Source organism: Sphingobacterium ginsenosidimutans (assembly GCF_039536865.1).
GTDB classification, from domain to species: Bacteria; Bacteroidota; Bacteroidia; order Sphingobacteriales; family Sphingobacteriaceae; genus Sphingobacterium; species Sphingobacterium detergens.
In genome coordinates, this window is record NZ_BAAAZK010000007.1 from 847,855 (window position 1) to 866,526 (window position 18,672).

General features: G+C 38.8%; 17 protein-coding genes, 1 tRNA gene and 1 pseudogene. 5 read left to right on the top strand and 14 right to left on the bottom strand.

The window, feature by feature from the left end:
* Positions 1-16: 16 nt before the first annotated feature.
* The 4 genes from ABFX33_RS15820 to ABFX33_RS15835 form a co-directional block, all read right to left on the bottom strand.
* Positions 17-3,508, bottom strand: coding sequence for a SusC/RagA family TonB-linked outer membrane protein (locus tag ABFX33_RS15820; RefSeq protein ID WP_346086825.1), 3,492 nt, complete (start codon positions 3,506-3,508; stop codon positions 17-19).
* Between the two features lie 84 nt (positions 3,509-3,592).
* Entirely contained in the window at positions 3,593-4,810 is a 1,218-nt protein-coding gene (locus ABFX33_RS15825) for a FecR family protein (RefSeq protein WP_346086826.1), read from the bottom strand.
* A gap of 100 nt (positions 4,811-4,910) precedes the next feature.
* Positions 4,911-5,513, bottom strand: a complete 603-nt coding sequence (locus ABFX33_RS15830; RefSeq protein ID WP_257090826.1) for an RNA polymerase sigma-70 factor — start codon at positions 5,511-5,513, stop codon at positions 4,911-4,913.
* Positions 5,514-5,907: 394 nt separating this feature from the next.
* The gene (locus ABFX33_RS15835) at positions 5,908-6,099 is read right to left on the bottom strand and encodes a cold-shock protein (protein WP_120259193.1); all 192 of its coding nucleotides are present in this window, start codon (positions 6,097-6,099) and stop codon (positions 5,908-5,910) included.
* 426 nt (positions 6,100-6,525) lie between these two features.
* Here ABFX33_RS15835 and ABFX33_RS15840 point away from each other — a divergent pair, with 426 nt between their 5' ends.
* Positions 6,526-6,654, top strand: coding sequence for a hypothetical protein (locus ABFX33_RS15840; protein ID WP_257090828.1), 129 nt, complete (start codon positions 6,526-6,528; stop codon positions 6,652-6,654).
* 116 nt (positions 6,655-6,770) lie between these two features.
* On the opposite strand, the gene ABFX33_RS15845 is transcribed toward ABFX33_RS15840, so the two are convergent.
* Together ABFX33_RS15845 and ABFX33_RS15850 are read right to left on the bottom strand one after the other, a co-directional pair.
* Positions 6,771-7,556, bottom strand: a complete 786-nt coding sequence (locus ABFX33_RS15845) for a CPBP family intramembrane glutamic endopeptidase (RefSeq protein WP_346086827.1) — start codon at positions 7,554-7,556, stop codon at positions 6,771-6,773.
* A gap of 138 nt (positions 7,557-7,694) precedes the next feature.
* A complete protein-coding gene (locus ABFX33_RS15850) occupies positions 7,695-8,336 on the bottom strand; it encodes a hydrolase (protein WP_120259192.1) in 642 nt (213 codons plus the stop codon).
* A 355-nt stretch (positions 8,337-8,691) separates the two neighbouring features.
* Here ABFX33_RS15850 and ABFX33_RS15855 point away from each other — a divergent pair, with 355 nt between their 5' ends.
* Together ABFX33_RS15855 and ABFX33_RS15860 are read left to right on the top strand one after the other, a co-directional pair.
* Positions 8,692-9,216 (top strand): TetR/AcrR family transcriptional regulator, encoded by a 525-nt coding sequence (locus tag ABFX33_RS15855; protein WP_346086828.1) that lies wholly within the window; start codon positions 8,692-8,694, stop codon positions 9,214-9,216.
* An 86-nt stretch (positions 9,217-9,302) separates the two neighbouring features.
* A pseudogene (locus ABFX33_RS15860) lies at positions 9,303-9,632 on the top strand (DUF1348 family protein); the annotation flags it as partial.
* A gap of 111 nt (positions 9,633-9,743) precedes the next feature.
* Here ABFX33_RS15860 and ABFX33_RS15865 read toward each other — a convergent pair.
* Together ABFX33_RS15865 and ABFX33_RS15870 are read right to left on the bottom strand one after the other, a co-directional pair.
* Positions 9,744-10,073: a YegP family protein gene (locus tag ABFX33_RS15865; RefSeq protein ID WP_257090833.1), complete on the bottom strand. Its 330-nt coding sequence runs from the start codon at positions 10,071-10,073 to the stop codon at positions 9,744-9,746.
* A gap of 257 nt (positions 10,074-10,330) precedes the next feature.
* Positions 10,331-10,418: transfer RNA gene (locus tag ABFX33_RS15870), tRNA-Ser, on the bottom strand.
* 174 nt (positions 10,419-10,592) lie between these two features.
* Between ABFX33_RS15870 and ABFX33_RS15875 the strand changes: the two genes are divergently transcribed.
* On the top strand, positions 10,593-11,033 hold the full coding sequence (locus ABFX33_RS15875) for a GreA/GreB family elongation factor (RefSeq protein WP_346086829.1): 441 nt from the start codon (positions 10,593-10,595) through the stop codon (positions 11,031-11,033).
* Between the two features lie 74 nt (positions 11,034-11,107).
* Positions 11,108-11,620: a BON domain-containing protein gene (locus ABFX33_RS15880; RefSeq protein WP_346086830.1), complete on the top strand. Its 513-nt coding sequence runs from the start codon at positions 11,108-11,110 to the stop codon at positions 11,618-11,620.
* 88 nt (positions 11,621-11,708) lie between these two features.
* On the opposite strand, the gene ABFX33_RS15885 is transcribed toward ABFX33_RS15880, so the two are convergent.
* The 6 genes from ABFX33_RS15885 to ABFX33_RS15910 all read right to left on the bottom strand — a co-directional run bounded on the left by ABFX33_RS15885 (position 11,709) and on the right by ABFX33_RS15910 (position 18,646).
* Entirely contained in the window at positions 11,709-12,434 is a 726-nt protein-coding gene (locus ABFX33_RS15885) for a tRNA threonylcarbamoyladenosine dehydratase (RefSeq protein WP_346086831.1), read from the bottom strand.
* Positions 12,403-13,095 (bottom strand): TatD family hydrolase, encoded by a 693-nt coding sequence (locus tag ABFX33_RS15890; RefSeq protein ID WP_346086832.1) that lies wholly within the window; start codon positions 13,093-13,095, stop codon positions 12,403-12,405. Before ABFX33_RS15890 ends, ABFX33_RS15885 begins: the two co-directional genes overlap by 32 nt.
* A gap of 64 nt (positions 13,096-13,159) precedes the next feature.
* Entirely contained in the window at positions 13,160-14,446 is a 1,287-nt protein-coding gene (locus ABFX33_RS15895) for an anthranilate synthase component I family protein (protein ID WP_346086833.1), read from the bottom strand.
* 3 nt (positions 14,447-14,449) lie between these two features.
* Positions 14,450-15,727 carry an adenylosuccinate synthase gene (locus tag ABFX33_RS15900; RefSeq protein ID WP_120257513.1) on the bottom strand — a complete coding sequence of 426 codons (1,278 nt, stop codon included), beginning with the start codon at positions 15,725-15,727 and terminating at the stop codon, positions 14,450-14,452.
* A gap of 130 nt (positions 15,728-15,857) precedes the next feature.
* A complete protein-coding gene (locus tag ABFX33_RS15905) occupies positions 15,858-16,349 on the bottom strand; it encodes a Fur family transcriptional regulator (protein ID WP_104381932.1) in 492 nt (163 codons plus the stop codon).
* A 77-nt stretch (positions 16,350-16,426) separates the two neighbouring features.
* Positions 16,427-18,646, bottom strand: coding sequence for a RelA/SpoT family protein (locus tag ABFX33_RS15910; RefSeq protein ID WP_120257512.1), 2,220 nt, complete (start codon positions 18,644-18,646; stop codon positions 16,427-16,429).
* Between the last annotated feature and the right edge of the window lie 26 nt (positions 18,647-18,672).

An 18,672-nucleotide genomic window follows, 5' to 3' on the forward strand; every position in this document is an offset into this window, starting at 1 on the left:
AATGTTGTACTAAAGTTTATAAACCGACTTTGACACCAAAACTGATGATTTTGGATTGTGGATAATATGCGCCGGCACTATTATCTGATTCGGGATCCCATATCTTTATTTTATCCCATGTGATAAGGTTAATACCATTCGTGTAAAGCCGAACAGAATGGAGACCGATCCGTTTGCACCAATCGTCTGATAAATTGTAACCTAGTTCAACATTTTTGAGCCGCAGATAGTTGGTACTCCTAATCCAATAGGTATTATCGTTCATATAATATTGATCCGATCGGTTTGTCAATCGGGGATCTTTGTCGCTAGGATTGTCGATACTCCATCGGTTTTCATAGGACCATTCGAGGTAATTTCCGATAGCGCCAGACTCAAGTGAGGCGATTCTCCGAAGTCCTCCTGTGGCACCTTGCAGCAGCACACTTATGTCAAATCCTTTATACTGAGCAGCGAAGTTAAAGCCGCCAGTAAATGTGGGACTACCATTTTGATTAAGACGGACCCTATCATCGCTTGTGATTTTTCCATCCCCGTTATAGTCGACAAACTTCATGTCACCCGGTCTAAGCTTATTTTGCCCAAGTCCACTGTAATCTATTGTATTCGCATCAATGGCTGCCTGATCTTTAAATACGCCGTCATACAAATAAACGAGCCATGAATCCGTCACCTTTCCAATCTGCCGCTGATGTTGCGGCGTATTGGCGACATCACTGGAGTACTGGACATTATTGCGCGCATAACCACCATTGACACCGACGTTATAAGTAACTTCTCCAATTTTATCGGTATAAGTCAATTTAAACTCGTAGCCTTTATTGATGAGATTACCAAGGTTGGCAATAGGGAGATTACCAGCAATACCAGAGCTTTCGGGAATTTGCCCTGGATTTTTTGTTAAAACGCTTGTCCTTTTATTATAGAAATAGTCAAGTTCTAGATTTAATCGGTTATTTAAAAACAATGCTTCCAATCCGATATTGCTATTGTTGGCAACTTCCCATGTAAAGTAACGGTTTGGAATATCACTTTCGTAGAGTGTTTGAAACACCCTATCATTGAAAACACCAGACCCAGTATTCATGAGGGACAAATATTTATATTCCTGCAAACTTCCGCCATAATAAGCCTCAGCACCCATTTGCCCCCAAGAGGCCCGAAGTTTTAAGTTATTGACAAAGGAAACGTTATTTTTAAAAAAATTCTCCTCTGAGATACGCCAGCCAGCAGAAACTCCAGGGAAGAACCCGAATCGCCCATCTTCGGGGAAAACATAAGATCCATCTACACGCCAATTGAATTCGATAAGATACTTTTCGTTGTAGTTGTAATTGAACCGGCCATAATAACTCAGGCGGGCTCTATCATAAACATTCTCGTTGCCCATTGTCTGACGCTCGCGGTCACCGAAATTTAATTGTTCAACCTGAGCGGAAGGGAAATCCATTCGATTGGCAAAAAAGCCGTTATTTGTTACTTTTTCACGTGTTAATCCTGCGATAGTGGAGATATTGTGTCCCCCTTTTAGACTTGTGTCATAGGATAGAAGAGCCGAAAGGTTTACTGCCAGTTGATCTTCCTGTGCCTCTCTAAGTTGGGCTTTACGTTCTATTCCGGCAGGCACACGTGCTGTAAGCTTGGGTGTTACACCATCGGCCTCGAAAGTTATTTTATCCCAGTCGTAAAGTGTCCATGGTGTTTCCCATCTTTTGCTACGCCCCCAATACTTGTCTATTGAGGCAGTTCCCGTTAATTTCAACCCTTTAACTCCAGGGATCTTAACATCAATGGACCCCGTGTTTTGCAAATAGTCTCTGGTATTGCGGTCGTACCCCGTATCACCTGTGGTAATAACGACAGGATTGGCTCCTTGTTCCAGGTCTGGACCAGGGAGACCATTGGGCCATGTAGCGATATTTGTGGGGAGTCCACGGACCAGGAACCGAAAGATCGTTCCGGCACTGCGTGTGGGGTAATTGCGAGACTCTTCCCGACCGGTGATGGCCAGCCGTGCTGTAATGTAATCATTTAGCTTAAATTCAAAATTTGTCCGAAGGTCATACTGTTTATAATAGGTCGCCGAATTTTTATAAATAGCATCTTGATCCAAATAACCCAGCGAAACAAGGTATTTTGTATTTTCTGTACCGCCAGTGATCTGTAGATTATGGCGTTGTTGTGGAGCCCAATCTCTCATTGTAGCGGAGAACCAGTCGGTATTTGGGTAACGTAATGGATCGGATCCATCCATATACTTTTGTCGATCTGCAGGAGTATAGGTTGCTTCGATAGTCTTCGAGGGGCCTTTATAGATACCTGTTCCTGTATTAAGTGCTTTCCATATCGCTGACCATTGGGATGGATCTTCGGGATATACTTTGGTTACTTCATTAATAATATCGGTGTACTGTGCCGAATTTGCCATCTTGGGTGTTCGTGTAGGACGTTGGAGACCATAGGTAAAATCGTAGGTGAACCGTGGTTTACCCATCTTGCCTTGTTTGGTTGTAACCAAGATCACTCCGTTACCCGCGCGCGAGCCATAAATTGCTGCGGAAGCATCTTTCAGTACAGAGACACTTTCCACATCATTTGGATTGATTCGGTCGATACCACCTGCTCTTGAAGGCACACCATCAATGACAATCAATGGACTGCTATTGCCTCCAGACAAGGAGTTTATACCACGAATACGTAGCGTAGAACCATCACCGCCCGGCTCACCACTATTTTGCATCGCTGTCACACCAGGCAGACGGCCAGCAAAGGAATTGGAAAGATTGATAGAGGAAGACTTGGCCAGTTCTTCGCCTTTTACGGAGGCTATAGCACCGGACACAACAGCTTTTTTCTGGGTACCATAACCTACTACAACCATTTCATCGAGTACCTGCGTTTGCTGTTTCAATACAATATTCTTTAGTTGCGCCAGATTGGCGACCGGAACTTCCAGGATTTCATAACCAACGGCACGGATCAAAAGGATTTCTCCTTCGGATACTTCTAAACTAAATCCACCGTCAGGTCCCGTTGAAGTACCTTTAGCCGTACCTTTAACTGTTACGCTGGCGCCTGCAATAGGATCTCCCTTCGCATCTTTTACAATACCTGATATAGGCTTCAATTTGTTAATTCTATTGATAGCAACGGTATTACCTTTTATGGTGTACTGGAATGGTATCTGACTAAAAAGTTCCTCTAGTACCGCTTCATTGGTCTTGTTGATCAGATTGGGATCCACCACCCAAATATCTTTGATATCTGCAGATCTATAAAAAAATACCAACCCGGTTTTGCCTTCTACTTTTTTGAGTGCTGTCACTAGAAGAATACGCTGATTGTTGTGGGTTGCTGATTGTGAAAATGCGAGTGTATCAATCGACTGCAAGCTCATTCCTGCCAGTACAACACCACATTTGAATGTTAGCATCAATGATGCTTTCCGCTTCCAAAAATGCATATCCGCATATTTGAAAGGGCACTTAATTGGGGTAAAGTGTCTCATACTTAAAAATTGGTTTTAAATTTAGTTTTATAATTCTCATACTGTTCCCTTTGAGGGGGAACAGTATCTTTTATGTTTGTAGGTTTAATAAGCCGTTTTTATGACGACTTTGCGGTTTGTAGCGGTTGTATCTAAACTGAATTTAATATCGGCTCCACCGATGATTTCCATGACTTGGGTGAAACTGAGTTTTTTACCTATCTTACCCGAAAATGTGGCCGTTGATTTTGGTCCCTGATATTCTACCTTGATATCATACCATCGCGCCAGTTCCAGCATAACAGATTCGATGTTATCATCTGAAAAGCTGAAGTAATTATTTTTCCAGTCAACATCAGTCTTGTTTATCGCCCTATTTTTTAATTGTATAGAGCCATCTGCATAACTAATAGCCCGATCACCGGGTTGTAAAATCAATTCAGCCTGTTTATTGAAAATACGAACCTTACCTTCCAGTAAGGTTGTCACAAAACCATTGTCTTCGGGATAGGAGGAAACGTTAAAATGCGTTCCCAAGACTTCAATCTTGCTGTCATTGTTGTTGATATTGACCAGAAAGGGGAGCTGTGGGTTTTTACTGACTTCAAAATAAGCTTCACCAGTCAGGAAAACTTCGCGTAATGCACCATTAAACGCAATTGGAAAGCGCAATTTGCTACCTGCATTTAACCAGATCTGTGTACAGTCACTCAGCGTGAGGTGATAGCGTCTTCCATTTGGAGTTTCAATGGTGTGATAAATATTTTGCGCTTGGGCCTGAGGTTGACTCAGAGAATAAACGGCCTGCGCGCTATCATACTGCAAGGAGACTCCAGCACTCACAGCTAAAGAATTTTTATTGTCACTGCTGTTGTCAAGTTGGATTATTCTTCCGTTAGGCAAACTGAGCATGCCACCATCATGTCCTGGCTCAAAGTCTGCCGCAATGGTTCGTTGAGATGGCGTTTTTTTAGATTCGGGTTGATACCAGTAGATCCCACAAACGAGAACAATACAGGCTACAGCCGCCGCAATCCCAAGTCTGAGCTGGAAAACATTGGATTTATGTTCTGTAGGACCACCCATTATTATTTCGGTTTCAGGAACTTTATCAATGGCTAGGATACGCTCAATTTGGCTGGTCTCCAATGGAGCGAATGTCTCCTGATCGGTGTTATATTTCTCCATCAATCGAATAAAAGCCTGTTCGACCGTCTCTTGATCATCCTGTAACAGAAGATGATGCAGTTCAGACCACTCTGCTTCGGTCAATTGTTGCAGGTAATAACATTCCAATAGATAGTCTATCCGGTTTAGGTGCATGATATTGGTTTAATAAAATTTAAAGAAAAAGCAATCTATTCCCCCTTTGATTATAGGAATGTAGTTTCTGAACGGACTACTATTGGGGATTATTATTTTTTTAAAATATTTTTAATAACAATAGAATTCCAAAGGAAACTGGATAGCCTTGATCCGAAAGAGCTTGCCGGATTTGCTTAAGGGCGGTACTGATTGTGTTATGTACGGTACTCGTCGAAATTGCAAGTTGGCTGGCGATCTCTTTGGAATTGAGATGCTCTTCTCGGCTAAGTAAATATATTTTTCGACGCTGATCGGGCATACTGGCAACGGTTTGATAAACAATCTTTTTGATCTCATCAAATTCCATTGCGCGGGGCAGATGTATAGTAGACAGAAGCTCTTGGTCGTATTGCAACTTAAGTCGGGAAACCTTGTTTTTGGCATGGACTTCCTTGCGTAAGAACGTTAAACTCTCCATGCTGACGACTTTATAAAGCCAAGCTTGGAAGTTGTCAATTTCAAGAATACGATCGCGGTATAGCCATACGCGCAAGAAGGCCTCTTGTAGGATATCCTCGGCTTTGGAAGGATCTTCATAGGTAAACTTCTTTAAGAAAACGATCAGTTTGGCATAATAGATTTCATATAAACGACCAAATGCTTTTTCGTCTCCAGTTGAAATGGCTAATAATAATTCCCTATCCTTATCCAATGATTCCATTTTTTCTTGAAAGTATCTTCTTTTCTAATTACAGGATAAAATTAGGAAAACCGAAGCAGGTTTTCTCACGCTTATTATAGAATTTGAGTACATTATATAAAAGTTTTTTTTAAACCCAGTCTTGTTTCTATTACATAAGACAACGATTTATTCGATCTTGTACTATTCCTTTCCAAATAAGACGTTTCCATCTGCGTATAGTCCTAAAAAAATTACACCTCCCTAATTTCCCGTATCTAACTAAAGGATCTTGAAATGTTGATTTAAGCTTAAAAAGAACTAAGGAACAACCGATTAGTTGATAAGGGGAGGAACAAAAAAAAGTGCAACAGTAATCTGTTACACTTTCTTAGAAGATGCGCCATGCAACTTCGAGATTGAGTATTCTACTTAATTAAGCGATACGTACATTAGTTGCGTTAATGCCCTTTTTTCCGTTTTCTACATCAAATGTTACGCTATCATTTTCACGTACTTCATTGATTAGACCGGTAACATGTACGAAAATGTCTTCACCACCATCAGCTGGTGTAATAAAACCGAAACCTTTTGTCTGGTTAAAGAATTTTACTGTTCCTTCTTGCATTGTATTATATATTAGTATTAAATTATTCATTATTAAACCTATTGAAAAGATACTGCTATCCCTGCAATGATAAATCTATTTGTTCACAAGAAATGATGTTTTGTATTTTAATGGGCTTGGGTTTATGCAAGTTCAAAAAAGGTACTTCACCTATTATTTTGACAACAAAATTAGCTTCTGAAAATGCAAAAACTGAGCGGAAAGTGAAACTTTGACGATTTCAGAAAAGCAAAGGCGGAGCCTGATTATGTTACAAGTATAGGTATAAAATATTGATATATAACATATTTTATGTTTTATTTTCGAAACGCATTCATTCTTGACCTTGACGCTCACATTAGAAACTTCTTTTATTACAATTATCTTTGAAACAGAAAGTTAATTAGCCGATCGTTGTTAAAAAGGAATCTGGATCTCGATCAATGTATGACTCTCTGCCTGTTTCAGACGCATATTGCCCTTCAAGAGTTCCACCTGATTATGAATATCTGGTGGAATAGCTCGTTTAGACTTGAGCAGCCCGATACGGAAGTCGATGCCGATGCTGGATTATGACTAGGTTGCAAGCTATATAGATCAGGGGAGAAGCTTTGGATGTGTGAAATGATCTTTTTGAAATAATGAAGGCTACTCTATCGTATTCCTAGTATTGATAATTTTTAGTTGATTCTTTATTTTTCCAATCGCAGTTTTAAAGGTTTAAAGAATAGATAAACTACACCGATGCCTATTGTCATTGCAACAACATAGCCTATAAATGCGACTGTTTCAGCCTGCTGTTCTGTTCCTTTGTGAACTGTTTCAACGAAAAAACCTGTATTCCCCTTGAAGCCAAATAACCAATGTGTTAGATTCCAAGCAAAATGAAGCCCCGCTGATAACGCAATATTTCCTGTTCTTAGGGTAGCAAATCCAAATAGGATCGCTCCTAATCCCGATCCAATAAGTGCGTTTACAACGGTATACCCTCCAAGAAGGTGCTCAATAATGAAAATCACTACAACAATAATCATTGCGATAAAAGAACCAGTAGTTGCCTTTAATTTCCAAAGCATATATGTTCTAAAGACAAGCTCTTCACGACAAGCCACAAAAAGAAACAAAGGAATATATACACCAAAAATATTTGGGTTGAAAGTTTGTGATCGGGTAAAAGTAACCTTACTAAAATTGAATACAATCACGGTCATAATAAAGACCATAACCATACCTATGACAAATCCTGATGTAAAGTATATAAGACTCTTTCTATTATAACCTAGTCCATTTTTGGAAAGTGTACTTTTATCATTACGAACGAACCAATAAACCAAGGCAAAAGTAAGGATGGATGCAACGATTATAGAGAACAGATCTGATGAAGGAAGCTGTTTTGTAATCGCAGATGAGCCAACAAAAATAAGCAATGTAAGCAGGTAAAAAGCGATCACCTTCAAATAGCTAGATACTTTTTTCATTTTTTTAGGTTCTTTTACATAAAGTTAGTTAATTGATGCCAGGAATCGTTGAGCTATTTTCAATTATCCCCAGGATCGCTGATAAAGATTATCCTGGGGATAGCTTGTTAACCATTATAATGTTTTTATACCCATTCTTTATTCCGCTTTGTCATAGGAAAACTGAATACCTGCAGTTCCGCCAGTTTCTATAAAAAGATTCATAAAGCCATGGGCGGTATCTGCTCTCGCCCAATCTCTTTGTAATTCACAGAAAAGTTGTGCAACACTAACCGGCTGACCTCCGGCTTGTTCAATTCTGCGCAATGCGGCATCATGTGCTGCTACAGAAGTCCCCCCGACAGCATCAACAACCGGATAAACTTCAAATCCTTCTTGTAGTGCATCCAAAGAAGGGAAGGAAAGGCAGGCTTCAGTCCATAAGGCAGTCATAATGAGTTTAGACCGTTTTGTTTCTTTAACAGCCTTTAAAAACTCCACATCCTCCCAAGCATTTATTGTCGTACGATCATAAGAAGGTATCCCTTTAAGCTCTTTCCGTAATTGGGGAATTGTTTCAAAGTTCAAACCAGTTTTCACATTGACAGTGGAGAGGATGATAGGAAGATTATAGAGCTTTGCCATCTTGGCCAACCCAACAATATTGTTGATAAGGAGTTGCCTATCCATGGAGGCAATCGAATTAACCTGTACTGGCTGATAATCAATAATGACTAGAGCCGCATTTTCTGGAGTAATCAAATGATCTTTCTTTTGATCACGAATTGGAAAACTTGCCATAATGTTGTTTTTTAATTTTTTGATAATCTTTGATAATCTCAATAGGCCACATTCGCGACCTATTTTTCTCACTTATAAAATTAGATAAGGCCGCTCTTTTAAAGAATAATCTAGATTAAGTAGTAAACTTAATGCACATTAAGTTTTTGAGAATGCTGATAAAAGTTCTTTACAGCTAATTTTATATATAGTGATAACTTCAAAAAAACCATAACCGACTGAATATAAGACAAATTACAGCTAGTATTGTTTTATGACAGGTATCTTTTATGCGTCTATTTAAAACAATCATTAAACAGACAGACTTGTCTGTTTAATGATTGTTTTCTATTTTTGTATTACAAAATTTAAAGAAATGGATAACCCAAGAGAGAGAGTTTTAAATACAGCCTCCTTATTATTCCATCAACAGGGATACAATAGCACAGGGATAAATCAGATCATAAGTGAGGCAAAGGTTGCCAAAGCTAGTTTTTATCAGCATTTTAAATCCAAAGATGATCTTTGCATCGCTTTTTTGACCTCTAGACATGCCTTTTGGTTTTCGGAGCTCCGCGCATATACGCAAGACTCAGTCAGCCATAAACAATCCATATTGGCTGCATTTGATTTTATTATTCATATGAATAATAAAGAAAATTTTAGAGGTTGTAGTTTCCTAAATATTCTTTCTGAGCTCTCAAAAAATCAAAGTGCAATTCTTTCTGTCATACAGTCTCACAAAAATGATCTGAGAAGATTTTTCACAGAAATACTAGGTGAGGGCTTATTGGCTGCGCATATCTATCTATTGTTTGAAAGCGCTATTATTGAAAGTCAGCTTTTTAGGTCAAATGAACTTGTTCTGCAATCAAAAGAAATTGTTAATCATATTATTTAAAATTTATGGAACAGAAACATCCATTGCCACCTTTTACATTGGAAACGGCAAAACAAAAGATCCAGATGGCTTAAGATGCATGGAACTCCCAGAATCCTGAGCGGGTGTCCATGGCTTATACGATAGACAGCGAATGGCGAAATCGGCATCTATTTATCAATGGTAGGGAAGAGATCGTCCAGTTTCTAACGACAAAATGGGCGAATGAACTGGATTATAAATTGAAAAAAGAGTATTGGTCTCATACCGAAAATAGAATTGCTGTCCGATTTGAGTATGAATATAAAAACAAAGATGGAAGATGGTTTAGAGCTTATGGAAATGAGAACTGGGAGTTTGATGAAAATGGTCTGATGAGCAAACGGTACGCGAGTATTAATGATTTAGAAATAGCAGAGAGGGATCGGCATTTGTAAAAGTGTTATTGCTTTCTGAAAGCGGAACCTATCATGTTCTGATATGAGTAAAGCCCGACATATAATATCGGGCTCTACTTGCACTTGATTATACAAATCATTTTTTATTCGCTAATCAAGATCTTCGATCGTTGCATCTGGTGCGTTTGATTTTACAGATTCAATACCGTTTTCCATTCCATTCGCACTTTCATACATTTCGCTTGTTCCTATAACTTGGCCGTTGGTTGCTTTCAAGTTGAAATAATGCTTCCCATTTGTTGAAGTCTTTCTTTCAAATTTATCATTATCCTGGGCGTTCCTTTTTACAGATTCAATCCCATTTAAACAGTTCGCCTTTGTTTTATATCCTTCACTGTTCAAAATAACCTGACCATTTCCAGCTTTTAAATTAAACTGGAATTCGCCATCTTTTCTTGTTTTCACTACAAATTTTCCCATTTTTTCTATTATAAATTTTTATGTGATAAATGCGATTTACGCTCCTAATAAAGATAACGTAATAAATTGTTTTTATTGTGAAACAATGATTAAATTATTTGCGCTAAAACAGTAAGCCGCCAAAACAGTAGATAAAAGTTTACATGATAAAATCAAAAAAATGTGTATGTGTGCTTTATCAAATTTTTTCAGGAATAAAGAAGAGGAGTTTCTACGAAACAAAAAAGAGCAACTTTCTACAGTTGCTCTTTTTTTTGCGGAAAGGGAGGGATTCGAACCCTCGATACAGTCATCCCGTATACAGTCTTTCCAGGACTGCTCATTCGACCACTCTGACACCTTTCCGTGTTTCAGTGCACAAATGTAGTAATTTTTTACTTTATTGCAATACCACTCATGTTTTTTACAGCTTAATTTTTTCTATACTGTTGAACTTAAGCCTATTGTTTTTATATTTTTTTGAATAAAACATATTTCTTATTTTTCAGAATGACAAATAGCTATTTTGATATAAAAAAGATGGTTTTAGAAGTTTCCATCGCACGGACAAATGATCGGATCGCGATGATTGAATCTGCTCTGGAAACCGCTAGAGATTCCAGTAATGACGATACAAAAAGTAGCGCTGGTGACAAATATGAAACTTCCCGCGAGATGATCCAACAAGATATCAATCGCTATCAGGGACAACTTCTGGAAGCGAATAAAGACCTATTACAACTGACCAATATCGCGACAACAATAGCAGACGCAACGGACTTTGTAAAACTAGGGAGCCTTGTCAAGACAAATCTAGGACTCTACTTTATTGCAACTAGTATCGGGGCATTAAAAATAGACGATATGAATGTATTTGCAATTTCACCAGTATCACCTATAGGTCAACTGCTTCTGAGTAAAAAAACAGGAGATAGCTTTCTATTTAACAAACTAAATCAGACAATTACAGGAGTCTATTAATCGCTAAAATACAGGAAAGCTAAACAATATCTCAATCTAACTGTTTTTACTATGAACGAAAATAAAACGATACGATGAAATTAAACAACTTACTTTTGATATTTTCATTAGGTGTTTTACCTTTTGTTCACTCATGCCGGTCACCAGAATCCGATGATAAGTTAAAGTCTAAAATTGAAGAAGCTTTAGCAGATAACCAAGGCATAGCAGTGGATGTAGAAGCGGGTAATGTTACCTTGAACGGACAATTAGGATCAGATTCATTGAAACAGGTTATTGAAGAGAAAACAAAGTTGGCCGGCGGTGAAAATATCAAATCGATCCATAACAATATTATGGTCAATCTTCCGGAACCAGAAGATGCACGCGAAAAATATCATGAAATAGTGGAGGGGGCAGTGGATTCGACTTTAACTAGAGATGTCAATCGGGTTTTAAAGGATTTTCCGACGATTACAGCTCAAGTAAAGGAGGGGACAATTATCGCTACCGGAAATATTGAAAAATCGCAATTGGATTCGTTAAAGAAAAGATTGGAACATATTAAACCAAAAGGTCTTGATATGAAAGGAGTAACGAGTCGATAGCTCACTCGTATCCATAACAAAAATAAGAGCTACCAACCCATAGGCGAGTAGCTCTTATAATTTATGCATATGTTTATTTAGCACCAATTTAGGCATTTTCCATCAGATCCCGAATAGCAACTGAAGCAATCGCACCGCCAAAAGCTGCCGGTAGATAGGACATTGTTCCATAAGCCGATTTCTTGAAATTACTTCCATCGGTATACAGCAAGGATTTTTTGTCTGGCAATTCAGTTGAGAAGGCAACTTTAACACCGTCACGGATACCATGTTTACGCAATTTTTTGCGGATATGCTGGGCTAACTTGCAGTTATAGGACTTACTTATATCGGCAATCTCAATCTTAGTTGGATCAACTTTACCGCCCGCACCCATTGAACTTACAAATGGCATTTTTGCATCCAGTGCCAGTCTGATGAAGAATAACTTCGGTGTGATACTATCAATGGCTTCCACACAATAGTCAGGTTTCATTTCCAATAAAGCTGGTATTTTTTCGGGGATAATAAAGTCTTGGATTACGGTCAACTCCAATTCTGGATTGATAGCCAAAAGACGTTGTCTCATAATTTCAGCTTTCGCTTCACCATGGTTCGTTGCAAGAGCTGGGAGTTGTCTATTTCTGTTAGATGGGTCTACCGTATCACCATCTATAATGGTCATTTTACCAACCCCTGCACGACAGATAAATTCTGCAGCAAAGGAACCTACACCACCTAGACCCAGAACCATTACGTGTGAATCCGCTAATTTTTCCAAAGCTGTCCTACCGACCAATGCCTCAGTGCGTGACAGCCAACTTAAATCTTTCATTTTTTAATACAATCTTATAATTATGATATAATGCCTGCTTTAGCATCTCTACTGGAATAGACCGAACTTGAGCGACATATTGATATAGGTTAGCAATTTCCGTTGCTGTATCGGTATCTGTTTCCAAAAATAAATGTGCAAGGGGAATATTTTTTACGACTTGATCCTGGCTGCCATCCAAACAATGGACACCGATTGAAAGGTAGTACCCTTTATCAATGAGCTGTTTGGCTAAGATCCAATTCTTGCGATAACCATGAAAGATAACCGGGAGTTGAAATTTTTCTTTTGCCAAAGAAGCCTGAATCTCCTGAAAAGCACGAACACAATGAATAATCAGCGGTTTCTGAAAAAATATAGCCAATAGAATCTGCTGGTCAAAAACCTGTTGCTGTTCCTCAAAGGGAACAGTGCTATTTTTGTCCAGACCGCATTCACCTAATGCTACAACATTCGCGTTTTGTATCATTGTACGCATCAATTCCAATGCTTTTTCCGTATTGTTGTTGATATACCATGGATGTAAACCAATCGAGCAGTCTCCTTTAATAATAGATTCACTATGGTTCAATGCTATATTTACAACAGATAGTGTAGAACCGTCCTGTATAGTATTAGGCCGATGTGTATGTATATCGATATAGGGGATCTGCGTTGTCAACAGCACAAAGTTCGAAAAAATAGTTGAAGCAAAAAATATTCTCTACAAAATTAGTATAGTTTTATTATTTCAAACTAGTATTCAATGCATGAAAGATTGCAGAAGCCTTTAAAAGACACTCCTGATATTCTTGTTCTGCTAATGCTTGGTTGGTAACTGCCCCGCCTGTATGAAAAGAGAGGTAATGTTCCTGTTGATTGTAAAGGAGAGAGCGGATCACGACATTAAAATCAAATTCGTCATGTAAGGTATCAAAATAGCCTATGGAACCCGCATATACACCTCTTTTGGAATCTTCAATCTGATCACAGATTCGCATAGCAGCAATCTTGGGCGCCCCTGTCATGGAACCCGCAGGAAATGTATGTCTAAATACGTCCATATTGGGCATCTTTGGATCTTGAGTACAGGTGATGGTAGATATCATCTGATGTACCTGTTTAAAAGATTGGATTTCAAACAAACGTGTTGCTTCAACAGTTCCAGGAAGGGCACTTCGCGTTAAATCATTACGGACAAGATCAACAATCATTACATTTTCGGCAATCTCTTTCTGCGATTGGAGCATACGACTGACAATCTCTTGATCCTCGTATGCTGTAACACCTCTTTTGGCAGTGCCTTTAATGGGCTGAGAAATCAGTTTACCTTGTCTTTTCGCCAAAAAACGTTCTGGAGAAGCGCTCATGATATAATGATGGCCAACTTTAAAAAAGTTGCTGAATGGAGTAGGTGATACAGTATTCAATTTTAGATAAACTTCCATCGGGTTAATATCTGCATTTTCGGCGAAGAACTCCTGACAGAGATTTACTTCGTAAATATCACCACGCTGGATATGTTGCTGCACTTTATCAAAGGCATCAAGGTATTCTTCTTTCGTCCACCGAGAGCGTAGGTGCAGATCTAGGGTAGCATCTATCTGTGGAATTGTTGTGTCGCAGATGGACTGATACACCGCAACGGGGTCATCTGCTTCAATGTTTACCTGGTTAGCTGTCCATCTGATTGTAATGGCAGGTACAAAAAAGTATGCTGTTGGGAATCCAAGTTTATCCGTTGCACTCGTATATAAATCTTCGATCTCATTTTTAAGATCATAAGATAGAAATCCTGGAATAAACTCGCACTGATGCTGGAATAGGAACTCTTGTAATTGATCCAATACATTATCATCCGTGCAAAAAGAATGCAACGCCTTCACCGCCAATACACTCTCAAATCTTCCCCATTCGTCAGGCGCGCCATTGCTATTAAAGAAAGAAATTTCATCAAATTGCCCTGACCAATGCAGGGCTTTTTGATGAAATTTATCTTTAGAATCGAGAAGATCAAAACTTTCGATCCTCATATTTTACTTTGATAAAGCCAGTGTTTGTTTACGATCCGGACCTACCGATAAAATCGTAATGGGAACTTCAAGTGCTTTCTCCAAATAAGAAATATAGTTGTTTAATGCCTCAGGAATCTCTCCCTCGGATGTGATACCAGTCAAATCTTGTTTCCAACCCTGAATTTCTTCCAAGATCGGTTCTGCCTGATGGGTAATAATCTCGTATGGCATGTAATCAATTACTTCACCATTATATTTATAATGTGTACAAGCGTAGATTTTGTCAAAAGTATCCAATACATCGGCCTTCATCATGATTAAATCAGTCACACCATTCAGCATAATCGCATATTTTAGTGCTGGGATATCAATCCATCCTGTACGGCGGGCACGACCTGTCGTAGCACCAAATTCATGACCCAATTGACGTAGTTTTTCACCAGTCTCATCATGAAGTTCAGTAGGAAAGGGACCTCCACCTACGCGGGTCGCATAAGCTTTGAAAATACCATATACCTTACCAATTTTATTGGGAGCGATACCAAGACCGGTACAAGCTCCAGCAGTAGTTGTATTTGATGAAGTAACAAATGGATAAGAACCGAAATCCACATCTAAAAGGGTACCTTGAGCTCCCTCAGCCAATACACGTTTGCCTTCTTTCAGATATTGATTGACTAAATGCTCTGAATCAACATGAGGAATGGTTTTAATAAATTCGATAGCATCTAGGAACGCTTGTTCTTTTTCACTGAAATCAGGAATATCGCCATAGTGTGAAAGAATATTTAAATGCTTTTCTTTCAACTTTTGATAACGCTCTTGAAAATCTGGAAGAGTCGTATCACCTACACGTAAGCCGTTTCTACCAGTCTTATCCATGTACGTTGGGCCGATACCTTTTAAGGTAGATCCAATCTTGCCTGCGCCCATTTTCGATTCTGAAGCGGCATCCAATAATTGGTGTGTTGGCAAAATAAGGTGTGCTTTGCGCGCTAGCACCAAATTGCCTTTACCCACCGGATCAAAACCAGCTGTCTTAAGGTTGTCTAATTCTCTTTTTAGGATAATCGGATCAATAACGACACCATTACCAATAAGATTTAGTGTACCTTCATTGAAGATACCAGATGGAATTGTGTTGAGCACGAATTTTTTGTTATCAAATTCCAACGTGTGTCCGGCGTTAGGGCCGCCTTGGAAACGAGCGATTAAATCGTATTTTGGACAAAATACGTCTACGATTTTACCTTTACCCTCGTCACCCCATTGTAAGCCCAAAAGCACATCAACTTGCATAGCTTTTAAAGTATAGTAATTAAAATGTTATTAATAAAAATAGACTCATTAAAAAAATAAAAATGTTCAGGAATTTTTCTCCTGAACATTCCTGAACAAATGTACTATTATATTTAACAAAAATATAAGATTAATTTGAAATAGCTTCTTGGGCTACGGTTTCTTCTTTTTTATTTTTTTCCTGGCAATCTTGACATACACCGTATAAATTTAAAGAATGGTGTTTGATGTCAAACTTCAATAGGTCCCCCATAAGGCTTTGGATCTGGTTGATACGAGGGTCACAAAACTCTACAACCTTATTACATTCAATACAAATCACGTGGTCGTGTTGTTTGAAACCGTAAGACTTTTCGAATTGAGCCATATTACGGCCAAATTGGTGTTTAGTAACCAAATCACAAGACACTAATAATTCGAGGGTATTATAAACTGTAGCACGGCTGACACGGTATTTTTTGTTCTTCATATGGATATACAAAGACTCAACATCAAAGTGATCAGTACGTGAATAGATCTCTTCCAAGATAGCATAACGCTCTGGAGTTTTTCTTAGATTTTTATTTTCTAAGTATGCTTCAAAGATTTTTTTTACAGTTGCAAAATTTTCAGCTTGATTCATAGTAAAAATATTCTTGTACAAATTTACCAATTTAGATTGACATTTGATAGTATTTCTAAATTGTGATATTCATTTGATTAATTTTCAGATTCATAACGATTTACTCCTGTAATCCCTCTTACTTGTTTGAGGTTTTTCATCAAGCTCTCTAATTGCTGTGTATCATTGACGTATACCATAATATTCCCATCAAAAATACCATCATTACTCGATATGGATAAGGAGCGAATATTAACGGCAAACTCTTGGGAAATAACCGTTGTGAGTTTATTGACCAATCCGACATCATCGATCCCCACAATATGCAACCCAGTCAGGAATGCAGAGTCTTTTGTAGAAGCCCAGCGTGCCTTCAGGATACGGTAGCCATAATTCGCCATTAACTTGGACGCATTGGGGCAACTGGTACGATGGATCTTGATACCGTCATTGACTGTCAGGAAGCCAAAAATATCATCGCCAGGAATCGGATTGCAACAAGGGGCTAGGGTATAGTCAACTTTTTGCATATCATCTCCAATAAGGATGGTATCAAACTCTTTCTTATTGATCTTTTCGACCAAACCACCGATATGGCTATTGAACTGATTGCCAGAAGAAGAACCCGCATTAATTTCAACTGCTTTCTCATGCGCCACGTACTCGCGCAATTGCTTGATATCAACAATGCCTTTTGCGACGTTATAAAAAAGATCCTGAGAACTTGGATATTTCAGATAATTAGCAATCTTGTTGATATTATCTGTATTGTAGGTTACTTTTAAAGACTTCAATTTACGTTCCAGAATTTCCTTACCGTCCTCTGCGACTCTTCGTTTTTCTTCTTTAAGGGAGGATCTAATTTTAGATTTCGCTTTTGCGGTAACTACAAAATTGAGCCAATCTTCTTTTGGAGACTGCTTACTCGATGTAATAATCTCTACTTGATCACCATTTTGCAAGACGTGGCTAAGTGGGACCAATTTATGGTTCACTTTGGCACCAATACAACTTGCACCTATATCGGAGTGAATCTCAAAGGCAAAGTCCAAGGCCGTGGCATTATTGGGTAATTGAATCAGTGTACCTTTTGGCGTGAAGATAAAAATCTCATCGGAGAACAGATTCATCTTAAAATCATCCACAAAATCCATGGCATTCTGATCAGGGCTGCTCAATACATCGCGTACCTTTTTGATCCATTGATCCAGGCCAGAATCTGAATTAGACTCTTTATATTTCCAGTGGGCCGCAAATCCTTTCTCTGCAATTTCATTCATCCGTTTGGTCCGAATCTGTACCTCTACCCATTGGCCTTTGGGGCCCATCACTGTGGTATGCAAAGATTCATAACCATTTCCTTTGGGGGAGGAGATCCAATCGCGTAAACGGTCTGGATTGGGGCGATATAAATCCGTAACAATGGAATATACTTTCCAACATTCGGTTTTTTCCTTTTCGTCTACCGCATCGATGACGATACGGATGGCAAATAAATCATATACTTCCTCGAATGGAATTGACTTTTTGCGCATCTTGTTCCAGATCGAATGGATGGATTTGGGCCTTCCAAACACAGATGCTTTAATCCCTTGTTCTTCTAGAATTTCTTTAATAGGGTCAATAAAATCACCAATAAATCTCTCGCGCTCAGCCTTCTTCTCATTCAGTTTTCGGGCAATAAATTTGTAGGTATCCGGATCGGTGAACTTCATGGACAAGTCCTCCAATTCTGATTTAATTGCATATAGACCCAAGCGATGCGCTAAAGGGGCATAGAGATAACTGGTCTCCGAAGCAATCTTCAGCTGTTTATCTCTTGCCATAAACTCCATCGTCCGCATATTATGCAGCCTATCCGCCAATTTGATAAGAATAACACGTACGTCGTCTGCAAGAGTGAGCAGCATTTTACGGAAGTTTTCGGCCTGCATTGAACTATTAGGATCGAATATTCCGGAAATTTTAGTTAATCCGTCGATAATGCGACGAACTTTTTTTCCAAACATTTCCTCAATTTCGTCCAAGGTCACATTGGTATCCTCAACAACATCATGGAGCAAAGCGCATACAATGGAGGTCGTACCTAAGCCTATTTCCTCAGCAGCAATTTGCGCCACAGCAATAGGATGATAAATATAAGGTTCTCCTGATTTGCGGCGCATTTCCTTATGACTATCCAATGCCAAATCAAAAGCTTTACGAATCTCTTGCTTATCCCCGCGCTGCAAAGTAGGCTTGCAGGCACGCAATAATGCACGGTAACGTTTTCTTATCTCTTTGTTTTCTGCCTCTATATCAATCACATAATCTTTCATAAACGTTGCAGGTAAATGATGTTTTT